Source organism: Paenibacillus sp. FSL E2-0177 (assembly GCF_037992975.1).
Classification (GTDB): Bacteria; Bacillota; Bacilli; order Paenibacillales; family Paenibacillaceae; genus Paenibacillus_AQ; species Paenibacillus_AQ odorifer.
Map to the genome: position 1 here is coordinate 3,958,404 of NZ_CP150307.1, position 16,732 is coordinate 3,975,135.

16 protein-coding genes are annotated in these 16,732 nt (G+C 44.8%); 4 read left to right on the top strand and 12 right to left on the bottom strand.

All coding sequences use genetic code 11. The features are described 5' to 3' along the window. Positions 1-207 precede the first annotated feature (207 nt). Positions 208-1,005 carry a GNAT family N-acetyltransferase gene (locus MHI25_RS17700; protein ID WP_076184449.1) on the top strand — a complete coding sequence of 266 codons (798 nt, stop codon included), beginning with the start codon at positions 208-210 and terminating at the stop codon, positions 1,003-1,005. A gap of 14 nt (positions 1,006-1,019) precedes the next feature. On the opposite strand, the gene MHI25_RS17705 is transcribed toward MHI25_RS17700, so the two are convergent. From MHI25_RS17705 to MHI25_RS17735, 7 genes are all read right to left on the bottom strand, one after another. Continuing rightward, positions 1,020-1,733, bottom strand: coding sequence for a hypothetical protein (locus MHI25_RS17705; RefSeq protein ID WP_340395692.1), 714 nt, complete (start codon positions 1,731-1,733; stop codon positions 1,020-1,022). Positions 1,734-2,478: 745 nt separating this feature from the next. Continuing rightward, positions 2,479-3,036, bottom strand: a complete 558-nt coding sequence (locus tag MHI25_RS17710; RefSeq protein WP_036687755.1) for an outer spore coat protein CotE — start codon at positions 3,034-3,036, stop codon at positions 2,479-2,481. A 226-nt stretch (positions 3,037-3,262) separates the two neighbouring features. After that, a complete protein-coding gene (locus MHI25_RS17715) occupies positions 3,263-4,285 on the bottom strand; it encodes an HD-GYP domain-containing protein (RefSeq protein ID WP_051491532.1) in 1,023 nt (340 codons plus the stop codon). A 164-nt stretch (positions 4,286-4,449) separates the two neighbouring features. Then, positions 4,450-5,436 carry an aromatic acid exporter family protein gene (locus MHI25_RS17720; protein ID WP_076128366.1) on the bottom strand — a complete coding sequence of 329 codons (987 nt, stop codon included), beginning with the start codon at positions 5,434-5,436 and terminating at the stop codon, positions 4,450-4,452. A gap of 93 nt (positions 5,437-5,529) precedes the next feature. Continuing rightward, a complete protein-coding gene (locus tag MHI25_RS17725) occupies positions 5,530-6,366 on the bottom strand; it encodes an ABC transporter permease (RefSeq protein ID WP_076128364.1) in 837 nt (278 codons plus the stop codon). After that, the gene (locus MHI25_RS17730) at positions 6,366-7,142 is read right to left on the bottom strand and encodes an ABC transporter ATP-binding protein (RefSeq protein WP_076142119.1); all 777 of its coding nucleotides are present in this window, start codon (positions 7,140-7,142) and stop codon (positions 6,366-6,368) included. Before MHI25_RS17730 ends, MHI25_RS17725 begins: the two co-directional genes overlap by 1 nt. Before the next feature lie 50 nt (positions 7,143-7,192). Next, complete coding sequence (locus MHI25_RS17735) at positions 7,193-8,215, bottom strand: ABC transporter substrate-binding protein (RefSeq protein ID WP_038571597.1); 1,023 nt, start codon at positions 8,213-8,215, stop codon at positions 7,193-7,195. A 271-nt stretch (positions 8,216-8,486) separates the two neighbouring features. On the opposite strand from MHI25_RS17735, the gene MHI25_RS17740 reads away from it, so the two are divergent. Then, on the top strand, positions 8,487-10,190 hold the full coding sequence (locus MHI25_RS17740) for an alpha-amylase family glycosyl hydrolase (RefSeq protein ID WP_339168186.1): 1,704 nt from the start codon (positions 8,487-8,489) through the stop codon (positions 10,188-10,190). On the opposite strand, the gene MHI25_RS17745 is transcribed toward MHI25_RS17740, so the two are convergent. Then, positions 10,177-10,857, bottom strand: coding sequence for a hypothetical protein (locus MHI25_RS17745; RefSeq protein ID WP_339168188.1), 681 nt, complete (start codon positions 10,855-10,857; stop codon positions 10,177-10,179). The two genes, MHI25_RS17740 and MHI25_RS17745, sit on opposite strands and share 14 nt — an antisense overlap. 142 nt (positions 10,858-10,999) lie before the next feature. Between MHI25_RS17745 and MHI25_RS17750 the strand changes: the two genes are divergently transcribed. Beyond that, complete coding sequence (locus MHI25_RS17750; protein WP_036687997.1) at positions 11,000-11,239, top strand: hypothetical protein; 240 nt, start codon at positions 11,000-11,002, stop codon at positions 11,237-11,239. Positions 11,240-11,754: 515 nt separating this feature from the next. Here the strand turns inward: MHI25_RS17750 and MHI25_RS17755 are convergent. Together MHI25_RS17755 and MHI25_RS17760 are read right to left on the bottom strand one after the other, a co-directional pair. Next, on the bottom strand, positions 11,755-11,892 hold the full coding sequence (locus MHI25_RS17755; protein WP_340393812.1) for a hypothetical protein: 138 nt from the start codon (positions 11,890-11,892) through the stop codon (positions 11,755-11,757). A 1,532-nt stretch (positions 11,893-13,424) separates the two neighbouring features. Further along, the gene (locus tag MHI25_RS17760; protein ID WP_038571602.1) at positions 13,425-13,652 is read right to left on the bottom strand and encodes a hypothetical protein; all 228 of its coding nucleotides are present in this window, start codon (positions 13,650-13,652) and stop codon (positions 13,425-13,427) included. A gap of 122 nt (positions 13,653-13,774) precedes the next feature. Between MHI25_RS17760 and MHI25_RS17765 the strand changes: the two genes are divergently transcribed. Next, a complete protein-coding gene (locus MHI25_RS17765) occupies positions 13,775-14,401 on the top strand; it encodes an FMN-dependent NADH-azoreductase (protein ID WP_076128352.1) in 627 nt (208 codons plus the stop codon). A 103-nt stretch (positions 14,402-14,504) separates the two neighbouring features. Here the strand turns inward: MHI25_RS17765 and rsgA are convergent, their stop codons facing one another. Together rsgA and MHI25_RS17775 are read right to left on the bottom strand one after the other, a co-directional pair. Continuing rightward, positions 14,505-15,596 (bottom strand): ribosome small subunit-dependent GTPase A, encoded by a 1,092-nt coding sequence (rsgA, locus tag MHI25_RS17770; protein ID WP_339168192.1) that lies wholly within the window; start codon positions 15,594-15,596, stop codon positions 14,505-14,507. Between the two features lie 381 nt (positions 15,597-15,977). Further along, complete coding sequence (locus tag MHI25_RS17775; RefSeq protein ID WP_340393813.1) at positions 15,978-16,649, bottom strand: HAD family hydrolase; 672 nt, start codon at positions 16,647-16,649, stop codon at positions 15,978-15,980. Positions 16,650-16,732: the final 83 nt, after the last annotated feature.

Sequence of the window (16,732 nt, forward strand, 5' to 3'; positions counted from 1 at the left end):
GGTCAACCTCCATGCCTATTTAATGCTGTCCCCCATTATACCAGAAAATTGATGGACAAAGTTACCCTGAAACCTCACATTAGTACAACGAAAGACTAGAATACTTATCAGACAAACACTTACTTGAGGTATATTCTTCTGCTTTTAAATATTGTAAAATCTTAACACAGAGCGTCAGCCCATATAAAAATCAAAGGAGAATACAATATGATACGAAAGCTAACGAAGGATGATCAAGAGCTGCTGATGGCATTGCTGCGGAAAGAGCCGGCGCTTAATTTATTTATCATTGGCGATGTGGAGAATTTTGGGTTTGAGCAGGATTTCATGGATTTATGGGGAGAGATTGACCCAGCCGACGGGCGGATAAAAGCCGTTCTGCTGCGCTTCTATAGAAGTTACCTTCCTTATGCAGATGGCCCTTTTGATGTCGAGGGGTTCGCTGAGATTATCCGAAAGGATAATGACATACATATGATCTCCGGAGCCTCAGAGGTGGTGAAGGCTTTTGACGGGGAAATTAATTTCAAACAAGTAAAACAGCTGTATTTTGCTGAATTAAAAGAAATGAACAATAAAATAAGTGAGTCCTTCTCTTCAGCTGAGCCTATTAAAAAAGCTACGGTTCAGGATGTAGAAGCGATTTGCGCACTTACGGATACCATTGAAGAATTTGAAAGCAGCCGGAATGGTTCTAGAACCAGCCTGCGTAAAACGCTGGAAAGCAACACCGGCCGCACGTATTATATGGAACGGGAAGATAAGGTCATTGTCACCGCTTCAACTTCAGCGGAAAATTCCATGTCAGCGATGATTGTAGGGGTTGCCACACATCAAGCATTCAGAGAGCAAGGCCTTGCTTCGCGCGTAATGGCACAGCTATGTGCAGACCTGCTCTATGAAGGAAAGTCATTGTGCCTCTTTTATGACAACCCACATGCCGGAGTTATTTATAAACGACTTGGTTTTCAAGATATCGGTTCATGGACCATTGTTAACATGTAGACCAAATAGTAAAATCACACTTTTACTTTGCTGCACCATAACTCACGTATATCCCGTGATTCATCCCACGTCCGTTCAGCGGCAATATAGTCGAATAAAGGCTCGATATAGGGGGCGGCAATCTCGTAGCCGCCTAGGGAACGCAGCTGCGCCAGCAATGGGGGGATTGCGGCGCGCAGCGGAGATTTATCGCCGCTGTAGTAGGCGATATGCAGGTCTTCCCGGTCGAGCGGGCGTTGCGTCAGGTCCTCATAATGGCTCACGATTAGGTGAGCCAGATAGACCGCGCCTTTAGCGATGACCGGGGATACCAGGAAGCTCGGTAAGGTCCGGTACTCGAAGCCGCCATGCGGCTGAGTCCGGAAATCGCCGAGCACACCGTATCGGGGACGACGCGCCCCTGCGCGGACGTCTTCGAGCAGAAGCATGGGCAGCGCGAGATAGTTATCGAGCGCGCGCAGCAGCGGCGCCGTCAGCGTCACGCCGCTGAAGTGCAGATGGCCGCCGAGGGCCCAGCCCGTCAGCGGCATGCCTCCCGCCCGCCAGCGCAGCGAGCGGTCGGCGATGAGCCGGTCCGCCAGCGCCGCGGCGGACATCAGCTGCGCCAGCAGTGCGCGCGGTTCCCCGCGCGGCTGAGGGCGCAGCTCGGCGACCGGGAACGCGCCGCGCGTTCGGAGGTCCGGCGTCGCAGCCAGCGACGCCGTCCGTGGGCAGGTACCGCGACGCAGGCACGACGCGGCCGGTGGATTCCCGGAGGATGATAAACTCCGGGTCCATGCCCATCAGCAGTCCGCTGCGGCCCGGCTGCTCCAGAGCCAGCTTTCGTTCCAGCGCTAGCGCTGCGGACCGATAAGGCTCGGGCAATCGTTGCCCGGAGGTCTTTACTAGTGAAGTGACTCCCTCCACCACATACCTCCGGTTCCCCATTGCCCTCAGCAGGACCTCACCGCTATCCAGCCCCAAGCTGTACAGCGTGCGGACAGCAATCCGCTGGAGCAATTTCATCACCCCGCGAAGCTCTCCCCGCACTCGGCCTCCCGTGGTATTGCTCTCGGCATTAGCAATCCTCACAGCTTCGCTGTAATTATCGGCGGCCGCACGCATTCCAAGACCTGCTCCAAGCAAAGAGATGTGGAGGACAGTCAAATGATAAACCAATATCTTATAACACTGCCTGTGGCCCTTCTCAGTAGCATGTGAAGCATATGTATCGACAAACCGTTTTCCAGAGGGCGTCAGCGTTGCTTCAACCCCGCTTCTAAGCAATCTAGACTCTCTCTCTGCCACAGACAATTCTGAATACACCTTAAGACCTTCATTCATACTCTTTAGCGCCTCCATCCGAGCGTGAACCTTTTTTCATCCTAAAAATAAATAAAAAAAAGGAGGGCATTCGCCCTCTACGCCGCCGCACTCCCTACATATAATGGACCATAACCCATTGATACTCAGTTAACGGCGGCGTATCCTTCCTTACAGCTCATCATCCAGATTGTCAGGGTCCAGATCATCGTAATCGAAGCTATCACCTTCAAAATCATAATCCTTGTCTTCTGGATCATCACTTTGCTCAGTGACATACACACGGACTTTGGTCTCAGCCACCAACTCCACTTCGAATTCGCGCTCTACGCGAAGTGTCACACTGCCTCCGCCTGGCGATACGCCCGCTTCTACACAGTTGGGTTCCTGCGTTGCCTCCGCAGAGACCTCAACTGTTGAAGTGCGGTGTCTCGTGTCCAGGTAGGAAAGCGGAATGAGCTCCACATAAGAGACTGTTTCCTTTGCTACCTCGGTCTGCTTGTTCTTGTCGTACGAGTACCAGATGTTTACATCATAAGTACCAATTACTTCGATTCCGTTCCCGGCGGCAACCGCTTCGTATTGGTGGTTGATAATCCAAGCCCCCAAAATACTAGTCGGATGATGTGGCGGAGTCACGGTATGGGTTGCTGTAGAGAACTTACGACCTTTGCCGCAAATTGCCTTCGTAATGATCTCCCTTGTTTGACGTTTATGGCTTAATGACATCTTTGAACCTCCTCCATACAATCATTCACTATCAAGTGTATGCAGGTTCTAGGCATTTGTTGATTGTTAGACTATAAATAAATTTGAGTAAGCCCTCAAGAAGGCTTTTTCAGGAGACTCATAGTTCATTTTATTTCAAATTTTGTACATATATGAGTAGATTCCAAAAATGGTCCAACCTGTTCCGGAGCCATTCCTACCCCCTCAAAAAACCTTAAAACACCAGCTATTGCGGGATTACCCGCACAATTCCAAGCGATCTGTGTTTGCTTAAGTCAATAAAATCCTCATCAATATTCACCAGTGGCCGCAAAGGGTCTGTAGCAAGAATCATAACAATTTTTCCTTTTCGCCCATCTGTCAATTCCACTTCGTTCCCTAGCATTGACTGCATTAACTTATTAATAAACACTCTGCAAATATAAGGGTCGAGCTTACCGAACACACTCTCCTCCATTTGCAGTAATACTTCGTATAAAGGAGCCGCTTTGCGATAAAAACGGTCGGAGGTCATCGCGTGAAACACATCAGCCACAGCAACGATTTTACTGAAATCAGTAATCCGGTTTCCAAGCACACCAAATGGATAACCACTGCCGTCCATTCTTTCATGATGCTGTAAGGCTACTAGCGCTTGAGTATGGTTTGTGCCTACCGTATCCCTGATCATCTCATACCCAAAGGTCGTATGCTTTTTCATCAGCTGAAACTCTTCGTCGGATAATGGACCGGGCTTGGTTAATATGTCATCCGGGATTCTCATTTTGCCGATATCGTGAAGAGTTGCTGCAATGGTCAACATGCTCAAATCCTCAGACTTTAGCTTCAGCCATTTGCCTAGCAGGGTAGATATTATGCCCACAGCTACATTATGTCTGTATGTATAATCATCTTTGGTCTGCAAAGCAGCCAATACTCCGTAGAAGTCATTCTTTTCGCTTACCTGCTGGATAAACGGAATCACTTCATTTCTAACTTCCAGCATAGGAATTCTTTTATTTTTGTTATGACGAATCTGTTCAAAAATATTCTCAATCGCAGCTGTACAATCATCAATTGCAAGCTGGAAAAATTCCGCGCTATCCAGCTGGACGACGTCATGAGATTCCAGAGTGATCTTATGTTGACGAATTAATCTAATATGTTCAGCACTCAATAAAGTCAATGCGGGTAAAACAAATACTCCTTTGTCATTAAAGAGGTTAGCTACAAGTTGTTTTCCGATAAATGATTCCATATCTTTGTCCATACGCCTCACCTGCCAATGCGGAAAATTCGTATATGAATTCCCTGCTTGAATTTGAACTCACCCTATAATTGTTAATCCCTTTCGAAGATCAACTTTTAGTTCATACATATTTTATCGTGATTTCAGGGGCGAATGTTAATACTTCACTTTATTAAAGCCTAATTTTAAGCTTTTTTCCGGGTGAGCAAACGTTTCTCAGGCTTATAGCTGACCGGTATTTTATGGCGTTTCGCAATTTTTAAATACAGTGCCAATTCTCTGCAAAGCTGCAGAATCGCTGATCGCACTTCAAATTCCTCACGTGTCTCTGGCAAATCCATGCTTTCAAACTCATGTTCAAGCTCTTCCAGCAAATGTTCCGTGCGGCCTGTATATTCTTCAGCCAAAACATCTCCGCTAAGCTGGTCGAACAATTCAGCTACCATCTCTCCATGCGGTAAATGGCGATATACTTGAGAAATCAGCTGCATCATGCTTTGTATCGATTCCAGCTGCTCCTTACGCATATAGAAATAGACATTCCAAGCTTCATCAGGATGAATTACATGATTCTCCATCTCGCGAGTAGCTGCTGTCAGTCCCCGCTGCACTGCATTATCCGCATCAATTAATTCTTTGCCATCCCACATATACGCAGGCTCACGCAAAGTACGGGCCATTTGAGTAAAAATAACTGAAAAGTATCGATCCACTTCCTTGCGGATTCCATAAATAACTCCCCCAGTCTGTGGCATGTAAATTAAGTTGACCACCCCCGCTGAACCGAGACCTATGGCCAGTAGCTCTACTTGCTGCAACAACACATGTAGCGATAACTCAGCTTGTCCAAACACACGAAACACAATAACAGAGCTAGTGACAATCCCTTCCTTGTAGCCAGACTTCACAATCATCGGAAAGCCAACAAGAACGTACAGTCCAAGTACCCAGTAATGAAACCCTAATATCCAAAATAAAATACACCCAAAAAAGAGTCCCACGAGCGAGGCCAAAAAACGCGCCGTTATCGTCCGGAAACTCCTTTTCAAGGTAACCTCCACACCCAGAATGGCTAAAAGCCCTGCACTTTGTGCATTGGGTATGCCTACTGCAGACGCGAGAAGAACGGACATTAACGTCGCAGCAGCTGTTTTAATCACACGAAATCCCATAACCCTATCTCTCCTTAAAAGCACTAACCGTTAATAGGTAAAGATATAGACATGTTACAAGATTTTGTGAATGGACACAACGTTACATTAGACTTACCGCCGGTATAACAAGCGCTTCTCCAGATACACTACCAGTTGATACATTGCCGTTGCTACGGCTGCAATAATCAGCAGACTGGACATTACAAGCGTGAAATTAAACACCTGGAATCCATATATGATCAGGTACCCAAGACCGGATTTTGCTACTAGAAACTCTCCTACGATTACCCCGACCCATGACATTCCCACATTCACCTTTAGGGTAGAGACCACCGTTGGAAAAGATGCCGGAAGAATCACTTTAAAAAACACCTGAACTTTAGAAGCTCCAAAAGAGCGGACCACCTTCACCAGATTAGGATCCACACTGCAAAAGCTATTGTAAACAACAAGTGTAGTAATAATCACCGTAATCGATAAGGTTGTCACAACGATAGCGGTGAAACCCGCCCCGAACATTACGATAAAAATCGGCCCCAAGGCCACCTTCGGCATACTGTTAAAGACAACCATAAACGGATCAAGCACCGCTGATAAAAACGGAGACCACCAAATAATCACTGCCAGCAGCGTTCCTAACAAGGTTCCCAGAACAAAGCCTACCGCAGTCTCTCCTACCGTCATCCCCAAATGAGGCCACAAGCTTCCACTGATCATATCCTGCCAAATCTGTTTGAAGATTTTTGTCGGGTAGCTGAACAATAACTCATCAATCCAGCCCATTCTTGCTCCCGCTTCCCACAACACAAAGAACAGCAGCAACAGACTGCTTCTTACAGCAATAACCTGATTACGCCGGCGCTGTTTAGTTTTTTTGAAATCTACATGCATTTGCTGCAGCCACAGTTCACGGGAAGCTAAGACTCCCGCTTGCTCTGTTCGTTTCATTAGCTTTCCCTCCCTGCGATCTCCATCTCTGTCCATACTTCATGAAAAAGCTCCGCAAACCCTGGCTGATCACGCGCATACAGCGGTGGGGCTGAGCGGATTAGCTCCGGAACAGGAAAAACTTTACGAATCTTCCCTGGATTTCGCTGCAATAAAATAACCCTACTGCTGACCGCAATCGCTTCTGACAGATCATGCGTGACCAAAATAGCCGTGGTTCCCCGGCTGCGTAAGGTCTCTGAGACTAAATCTTCCAGCTGAAGTTTGATCTGATAATCAAGTGCCGAGAACGGCTCGTCTAACAGCAGCAGTCCTGGATTGGTAGCTAATGTTCGTACAAGAGCCACCCGTTGCCGCATCCCTCCGGATAGCTGAGAAGGATAGGCCTGTTCTTTCCCTTCTAATCCCATCTCGCGCAGCAGCTCCAAAGTCCGTTTATGACTTTCTTCGTTTAAGCTTCCGGTAAGCTCCAGTCCAAGCACGGCATTGTCAAGAATACTCCGCCAAGGAAAAAGATAATCCTGCTGCAGCATATATCCAACCTCAGGTGAAGGGCCTAGAATGGGTTGGCCATTTACGAATACTTCTCCCTCAGAGGGCTGCAGCAGTCCGGCAATAATCGATAGGAGAGTCGTCTTGCCACAGCCACTTGGGCCTACTAAGCTGACGAACTCTCCTTGCTCGACATTAAGATTTAGATCCTCAACGGCCAGTGAAGCTTCCCGATCGCCGAGATAGGCATGCGTTACTCCCTTTAATTGCACTACTGGAAGCAAGGTCATCCCCTCCTTATAGTTAACAAAATCCATTTAGGATCTTATCTCTCTTATTTAGAGCCACTGCTCTTTATGGTCTTTTCAGCTTTTTCAGCAAAAGTATTGTTCACGATTTTTTCTGCTGGAACACGTTCTTTAAGTTCACCTGCGTTGTCCATAACATCTAGTAGATTATTCCATTCCTCATTATCAACAACCGGATTAATGGCGTAGGTGTCCTGCTCCTTGTAACGTTTTACAGCAGAAATCACAATGTCACGATCCGTTTTATCAAAATAAGTTATTATGGCATCCGTAATTTCTTCAGGACTATGTTCCTTCACCCAAAGCTGGGCACGCTGGATGGCATTAGTGAACTTTTGCACGGTATCTCCATTTTTGCTAATGTAGCTGTTTTTTGACATGAATACCGTATAAGGTAAATAACCGCTCTCCACCCCAAACGATGCCACTACAGCTCCCCGGTCTTCTCGTTCGAAGATAGAGGCCTGCGGCTCAAACAGCTGCACATAATCCCCAGTACCTGAAGCAAATGCACCGGCAATATTAGCAAAATCGATATTTTGGATCAAGGTAATATCCTTCGCAGGATCAATTCCCTTTTTAGATAAAGTAAACGCGCCTGCCATTTGTGGCATTCCGCCTTTTCTTTGACCAAGGAAGGTAGAGCCCTTCACTTTATCCCAATTAAAATCTCCATCAGCCTTCCGGGCGAACAGGAATGTTCCATCCCTTTGAGTCAGCTGTGCAAAATTAATGACCGGATCATCCGAGCCCTGCTGATACACGTAAATGGAGGTTTCTGAACCAACCAACGCCACATCAATAGCTCCTGAAAGCAATGCAGTCATGGTTTTATCTCCACCGGGAATCGTCTGCAGTTCTACATCCAGCCCTTCATCTTTGAAGAAACCTTGAGTCAAGGCAACATACTCGGGTGCATAAAAGACAGAGCGGGTAACCTCCCCAATCTTCACCTTTACCGTCTCTGACTTTCCGCCGCAACCGGCAAGTACTGAAAAGCATAAAGTAATGATCATGAGCGACAATGACAGCTTTTTCCGAATCTTCATTCTTCATTCTCCTTTCTTACCGGGTCCTTCGCCCTTGCTTAAAGCATATGCACATGCCTACTGAAAGGTTAAAATCCCGAATATCGTGGGGAATTAAAAGAATATCCATGATATCAGCGGTTTTTATTGATTTTATGGATAAATATCATTGGATTTGCTGTTTTTATATCTGTGCAAACGTTTTACCTGAGGATTTGATTACAGTACTATAAGAATTAAAGCGCTTACCATTTCCTTTATAGGAAAATTGCAGCAGAAGGGGTTATTTTATATGGATAAACTAGCAACATCTATCGCCAAAAAACACACAATAAACGGACTTTTGACTCTTAGCTTAACTGCCGTTCTGCTATCCGGTTGTTCAGGAAATAATAACAATATTCCTTCCTCTGCCTCCCCTTCTCCATCGCCAAAAGCAAATACTGCTCAGAATACTACAACACCTCCCGCTGCAAAAACGATTACCACTGACGAACAGCCCTCAACGGTTTATTATGAGATTTTTGTTCGTTCATTCTATGACTCTGACGGGGATGGCATCGGTGACCTCAAAGGGATTACCAAGAAATTAGATTACTTAAATGACGGAAATCCTGACACCACAGACGATCTGGGGATCGGTGGGATTTGGCTTATGCCTATTAACCCTTCACCAAGCTATCATGGTTACGATGTGACAGATTATCGTGCAATCAATCCAGATTATGGGACGATGGAGGATTTACAAGAGCTCGTTACGGAGGCGCATAAACGTGGGATTAAAGTAATTATGGATTTGGTCGTGAATCATACCTCCAAAGAACATCCTTGGTTCGTAGATTCCGCTAAAAATAAAGACAGCAAATATCGCGACTGGTACATATGGGCTGAAGATCAAGGACGCCCTGCCAATGGAGCTAGTGCCGCTGGTAGTGGCAGTGCATGGCACTCTTTACTGGGTAGTCATTATCTAGGTGGCTTTTGGGAAGGCATGCCTGATCTAAATTTTGATCAAACGGAAGTTCGTAATGAAATGAAAGATATCGGCAAGTTTTGGCTGGAACAAGGGGTTGATGGATTCCGTTTAGACGCTGCTAAACATATATACGAAGACCTTCTAAGCGACAAAAGCCAAGCCACAACCAATAAAAATGTATCTTGGTGGCAGGATTTCCGCAAAGCGATGAATGAAGTGAATCCTCAAGCTTATATTGTCGGCGAAGTATGGGAGAATTCTGCAGTCACCGTAGGGGCTTATTTGGATCAAGCTTTCGACTCTAGCTTTAACTTTGGGTTAGCCGAGACCCTTATTAATTCCGTGAAAACTGAAAAAGACAGCGGGACTGCCTTTACGCTGGAACGTACGTATAATTTGTACTCCAAAATATCTGATAGCCATTTTACCGATGCAATTTTTTTGACAAATCATGATCAAAACAGAGTCATGAGTCAATTAGACGGCAATCTGGATCATGCAAAAATGGCAGCAGCCCTGCTGTTAACCTTACCTGGAAATCCTTTTATTTATTATGGTGAAGAAATAGGAATGCTTGGTGTAAAACCAGATGAAAGAATTCGTGAGCCCATGAGATGGATGACAGCGGATCAGGGTGAGGGGCAGACTACTTGGGAGGTCGGCAGCAATAACGCTGATGATGTTAGCATTAATGTCGAAAGCCAGTCTAACGACAGCAGCTCACTGCTTAAAAGATACCGCGAACTCATTGCGTTAAGAAACGAAGTCCCAGCGCTCCGTGATGGCGGAATTCGAGACTACACTTCTGGCAATGCAGGGGTAATGGCCTACGAACGTATAACAACAGAGGATCAACTCCTCGTTGTTCATAACCTAACTGGAGATGAACAAATCATTACGCTTCATCCAAATGTTGAGGGTATCTCTTACACCAAGATCCAAAAGACAACTGCTGACAAAGTGACCTTAAATTCAGATCAGCTTACTCTTCCTCCCTATTCAACGGTTATTGTGGACTAGGAAAAGCGGAGGAATGAAACACCCACTCTGCCACAGAACCACATAATTGTGCTTTCGATATAGGAAGAGCTACAATCCAGTCTTGGGAAGGATCGCTGCTCATTCGCAGCAACCAGCCACTTGAATGATCACTTATGAAGCTAGCATACTGAAACTTCCAGCCATTTTCACTAGAAATACAGAGTCGCAATTCTCCCTCTGCGTCGAAGCATTTCATCACTCGTGCAAGATGGTTGGAATGGACATCATCTCCTGTCTCTGCAGCTAAACACTCTGAGAGTCTGTGAACCGTAGAGGAATCAGAGCCTTTTTTCAGCTCCTCGAACCTTTTTTTTGACATTAGTAACGCCGGAATCCCGTGAGCAAAGGGCTCCATCGCTCTCTCACATTCGAACAACTCGAGACAAAAGCTCTCTGTTTCATCTCTGTTCTTCAGCACACACGGGGGAGAGTCCGGTGTATTATTGCAGTAGGCTAGTATTTTATCCTTATGTATTTGTAAACACAGATCTTTAGTTTTCTCCTTCTCTCTATATTTGAATCTACCTATCCTTTCTGCTGTAGACGCAGTATTTAACAATTCATTTAATACTACTTGGTCGGTTACCCGATCTGGAAATAAAAATTCCGTTAAATCCGTTAAATCCGTTCGTTCTTTTTCATTCACATTATTGTATCCTTCCTGTATTACATATAAATGTATATTAAACTAGCAATCTTTATGTTATCATAAGCTAATTTTAAGGTAAAATTAAGAAACAAGGGGTATGATCATTAACATGAAATACTTGTAGCGAGGTGATTTCAAAATGAGAATGCTCATCACATTTCAGAACAAACTTGTACCTGTGTATTTCACAACAGAAAATAAACAGCCCACTCAAAAAGTACTTAGATTACTTAACAGTACGCTGGAGCTCAAAATTCAAAAGGGCAAAAGTGCCCTCCAGAAATGCCTCAATTCTCTGATTAGTATCGAAATTAAAGGCTCTGAAGCTATATTGCACAGTTACAGTGAAAATGATTCATTGGCGCTATCCCTCTATTAATGGAGGGGTAGTTTTTTTGTCACAACATTGCTGTCCTCAGCTTTCTAATAAGGAACGTCCTAAGTATCCAAGTGGTGCTGCTTGGACTCGTTGTCTTTTTGAAGCTAAACTTGATCCAAAATGACACTCCGTTTGATTTAGATACTATTTGCGCATACATAGGCATACATAGCTTCAACTCTCAAAGTCAGGGACCTTGGTTCGCTGGTTCTGCTTGGTTCTACTTGGTTCTGCTTGATGCCACTTTGTACTGATTTGTGCTATTTCATGGCACGTTTGGATTTCTGCTTGCCGGCCATCCCCATAGCCGGCTGCTATCGGACTCAGATGACCTTAATCGTAACTTTTGGGCTCATTTGGAATTCTAACGGACCCCAGGGTCACTATTGGCTCGAAAAACACTAATTATCTACCTCAAAAAGCTGAATAGCTGCGCTGGAGTCCGAAACTCTGCTCTAATGCTCATAAATTCGCACATAGCGTCATCTGAGTCCGCGGTAATCTAAATTCGAAACTCAGTTTGCTTTAGTTGCTATTGTCGTGTACATAGTTGCTACTGTCGCGTACATAGTTGTTACTATCGTGTACATAGTTACTACTGTTGTAGCTTTAGTCGCTGCTTTTGAACTCATAGCCACTGCTTTCGGACTCATAGTTGGATGCTTTCGGACTCAGATGACCTTAATCGTAACTTTTGGGCTCATTTGGAATCCTATCGGACCCCAGAGTCGCTATTGGCGCGAAAAGCACTAATTATCTACCTCAAAAAGCTGAATAGCTGCGCTGGAGTCCGAAACTCTGCTCTAATGCTCATAAATTCGCATATAGCGTCATCTGAGTCCGCAGTAATCTAAATTCGAAACTCAGTTTGCTTTAATTGCTATTATCGTGTACATAGTTGCTACTGTCGTGTACATAGTTGCTACTGTCGTGTACATAGTTGCTACTGTCGTGTACATAGTTGCTACTGTTGTAGTTTTAGTCGCTGCTTTTGAACTCATAGCCACTGCTTTCGGACTCAGATGACCTTAATCGTAACTTTTGGGCTCATTTGGAATTCTAACGGACCCCAGGGTCACTATTGGCTCGAAAAACACTAATTATCTACCTCAAAAGGCTAAATAGCTGCGCTGGAGTCCGAAACTCTGCTCTAATGCTCATAAATTCGCAAATGCGTCATCTGAGTCCGCAGTAATCTAAATTCGAAACTCAGTTTGCTTTAGTTGCTATTGTCGCGTACATAGTTGCTATTATCGTGTACATAGTTGCTACTGTCGCGTGCATAGTTGCTACTATCGTGTACATAGTTGTTACTGTCGGAGCTTTAGTCGCTGCTTTTGAACTCATAGCCACTGCTTTCGGACTCAGATGACCTTAATCGTAACTTTTGGGCTCATTTGGAATCCTATCGGACCCCAGAGTCACTATTGGAGCGAAAAAGCACTAATTATCGACCTCAAAAAGCTGAATAGCTGCGCTGGATTCCGAAACTCTGCTCGAATGACTAAAAATCCGCATATAGCGTCATCTGAGTCCGTTGGCCGCTGAGGATACTTGGAAGGTCACTTAGCGAGTGATTTGTTGTCTGACTTAGCCGTTTACTTGGTGTGTAGCTCAGTGAGTTAATCAGCGGGTGACTTGGTGTTACTTGGTGTGTAGCTCAGTGAGTTACCCGGCGGGTGATTAGTTGTGTTAGTCAGTGAGGTGACTTAGCCGTTAACTTGGTGTGTGACTCAGTGGGTAACTCAGCGGGAGATTTGTTGTGTGACTTAGTAAGTCGTTTAGCGGTTGACTTAATGTGTGACTCAGTTAGTGACCTACACGTTACTAGTTATGTGACTCAGTTAGTAACTTAGCCGTTAACTTGGCGTGTGACTGACTCAGTGTGTAACTTAGCAGTTGACTTAGTGTGTAACTCAACAAATGACTTTGCATGGGTCATCAGATTAGATGTAGCGGGTGGCCTGACCCTACTATGTCACCTGCCAAAAGTGACGTTTGTCGTAGGTTGGCTTTCATTTGCTGCCCCTTTATGCTGAAGCAATCTGCCAGAACTAAAAAACGCAGAGCAGTGATCCCCCCTTAACGGGAGGATCACTGCTCTGCTATATTTACGGACTTTTTTAACCCAAGGACTCTGTCTCATTCAGCGAAAAATCTACTATTAAGAAGAACTCAGCAATTATCAGCTGATCTTGTAATTCTTCTGCTCTGCTTTTTCAGCTTTCTGGATTCGAAGTCTAAATAGCTTCACTAAATTCTGACGCGTATGCTCTTCGTGACAGCTGTCCAATTTTTTAATGATAAACCGATCGATGGACATGTCAATCGCTCCTTTTAGATCATTCTGGAACTTATAGAGACAGGAAATTATTTCCTGTTCTCTTGTATCACCTATTAACCTTGTTTTCATTTTTTCAAACTCCTTAAGCGCAAACAAATTTCAAGAACAAAAAAATAATTTACAAACAAAAGATTACATGCTATATTAAATATAGTTAATATTAAATACACACATGCAAGGGAGAAATCATAATGTCTAAAGTTCTATTTATTAAAGCAAACAACCGTCCAGCAGAACAATCCGTAAGTGTTAAGCTGTACAATGAATTCTTGGAGAGCTACAAACTCAACCACCCAGAAGATGAAATCACTGAGCTTGATCTGTTCGCAGAGCAACTTCCATACTACGACAATACCCTGATCACTGGTATGTATAAAGCCGCTCAAGGATACGAAGCAACACCTGAGGAAGCAGCTGGTGCCGCTATCGTTAATAAATATCTTAATCAGTTCATCGCTGCAGATAAGGTAGTATTCGGTTTCCCACTGTGGAACATGACTGTACCTGCTGTATTGCACACTTATGTAGATTACCTTTGCCAAGCTGGTAAAACATTCTCTTACACTGCTGAAGGTCCAGTTGGTCTTTTGACAGGTAAAAAAGCAATCGTTCTGAATGCAAGAGGCGGTATCTACTCTGAAGGTCCTGCTGCAAGTGCTGAAATGGCAGTAAACTTCATCGTTGGTAACCTTAACCTGTGGGGAATTAAAGATATTACACAAGTAATCATCGAAGGCCACAACCAACTTCCAGCACAATCCGCTGAAATCATTGAAAACGGATTGCAACTGGCTAAGGAAACTGCTGCATCCTTCTAAACCATAACCGTTTAGATTCAATTCAATAATGAAGGGCGCCCCTTAGCTGTCAAAAGCTAAGGGGCGCCCTTTTTCAATGTCTATGCCGTTATATCAATTCTTTTTAATATTCATCCAGCTCTTTACGCCATCCGTATCCTCTCGTTCTGGATGAACTCACTTTAGTGGAAGCTGCGCTTTTTCTCTTAAGCTTGGCTTCTTTATTATTTTGGTACAATACTTCTCGTTGTGTTTTTCGGTAGTTGAATAGTCTCTTCTCTTCCAGTTCACCTGTTTGGACTGCTTCCAGTACAGCACAGCCCTCTTCGCGTTCATGTCTACAGTTACTAAACCGGCACTTAGAAGCTAGACCGCTGATATCACTAAACGCTAGATCAAGACCACCTTCATCTTCCCAGAGCTGCAGCTCCCGCATCCCCGGTGTATCTACGATAATCCCCCCATCCGGCAAAACAAACAGTTCACGGTGGGTAGTAGTATGACGTCCGCGGCTATCCCCTTCTCTAACATCCTGCGTAATCTGAAGGTTCTTCCCGCATAGCCAGTTGACCATTGTCGACTTCCCACAACCGGAAGAGCCCGTAAGAGCTACTGTTTGACCCTCACCAATGTAAGGCAGCAGCTTCTCGCGTCCTTCATCTTGTATTGCACTAACAGCATGTACTGATACTCCGGGAGCCGCGCTCCCCATTTCAGCGATTTTACTGTCTGCATCCGGACAAAGATCCGCTTTAGTGAGTAGAATAACTGGATTTGCCCCACTATTCCAAGCCATGATCAGATATCTCTCCATCCGGCGAACATTAAAGTCATCATTCAACGCGCTAACCAGAAATAACGTGTCTACATTGGAGGCAACAATTTGCTCATCTTGTGTATTTCCTGCGACCTTGCGTGAGATCACACTCTGCCGAGGCAATACGCCATGTATGATTCCATGCTCGCCGCCATCTTGCATCGCCAATGCTACCCAGTCTCCAATGGCAGGAAAATCACCCGAGGCTACAAATGTGTGTCTCAGCTTCCCGGCAAGCTCTCCCCACGTCTCTCCTACATCAGTTAACACCTTGTACTTACTGCCAAAGTCACCAACGATTCTCCCGGGAATAAATTGTTTATCCTCTGCATGACTCCACTTTTCATTCCATTTTGTACTCCAGTTTTCATTCCAACCATATTGCTTTATGCTATTCATTCATTTCCTCCTAAAAGATATGTTTATGTTTTTTCTTGCCCCTTGGCGTTTTCCGAGAACACAAAAAGCCGCCGGAAATAAAGACTCCGGCGGCGGTATATAGACATGTGGATTTATTACACCAAATCCAATCTTTCTACACACGCAAAAAAGCCACCGGACCCTATACGGTTCCCGGTGGCTCTAATAAGCGTAATTGAGCTTACCTGCTAAACTGCCCGAATCAATTATTCGGCAGCAGCTGTTCCCGGAAGACACGTATCCACAACAGTTGAGTTCATTACATTTAAAACTGTCATAAAACATCGTCTCCTTCCGAAATTTAAGATGCTGTTATCATAATTGGTGCAGCAGTAAAATGTCAACCCCAAATTTTCCAGATTACAAAATAGCCTTTAATTCTTTCAGCTCACGGATCATTTTCCAAGGTTGGATGTCCAGCTGATCGTCCCAAGGATGTTTCCTTTGCAGCCATATCCCTTCAAGTCCAGCCTTACCTGCACCCCAGATATCATTTACCGGATGATCCCCTATAAACAAGGTTTGATCCGCGGAGGCACCCAGCCTGTCTAGTGCCAATTGATAAATCGCAGGATCAGGCTTCGCAATGCCAACTTCTCCAGATATAACAATAGCCTTGAAGTACTCTCGCAGGCCGAGAATATCAATTTTGGTGTTCTGGATTTCTTTTTTACCGTTGGTGACCAGCCCCAAAGTATATCCACGCTCCACGCAATACTCCAGAATCTCCAAAGCATGCTCCATGGCTGCACCATGATTGATGTAGCTCGCATCATAATACGCTCGGATATGTTCAGCCGTCACAGGCTTTTCCCAAGGCAGGATCTCACTAAGTTCTAAGAAAAATCCGTCTTTATCACGGTAGCCATCAGCGTCTCTGTGGATCATATCCTCGATCACGGCCTGCGCTTCCGCAGGTTCAAGATGCCCAAGAAAATCCTGCACGAACTGAGTGCTAAAGCTGCGAAATGTATAGTCGCGATCCATTAAAGTATTGTCCAGATCAAATAAAATAGCTTGTACTTCCTTCATCAAGCAATTCCCCTTACATGCTGTTAATTTTCAAACCTAACCTACAGAATGTAATTGTACTATGCCTTAAGAGACAAAGAAAA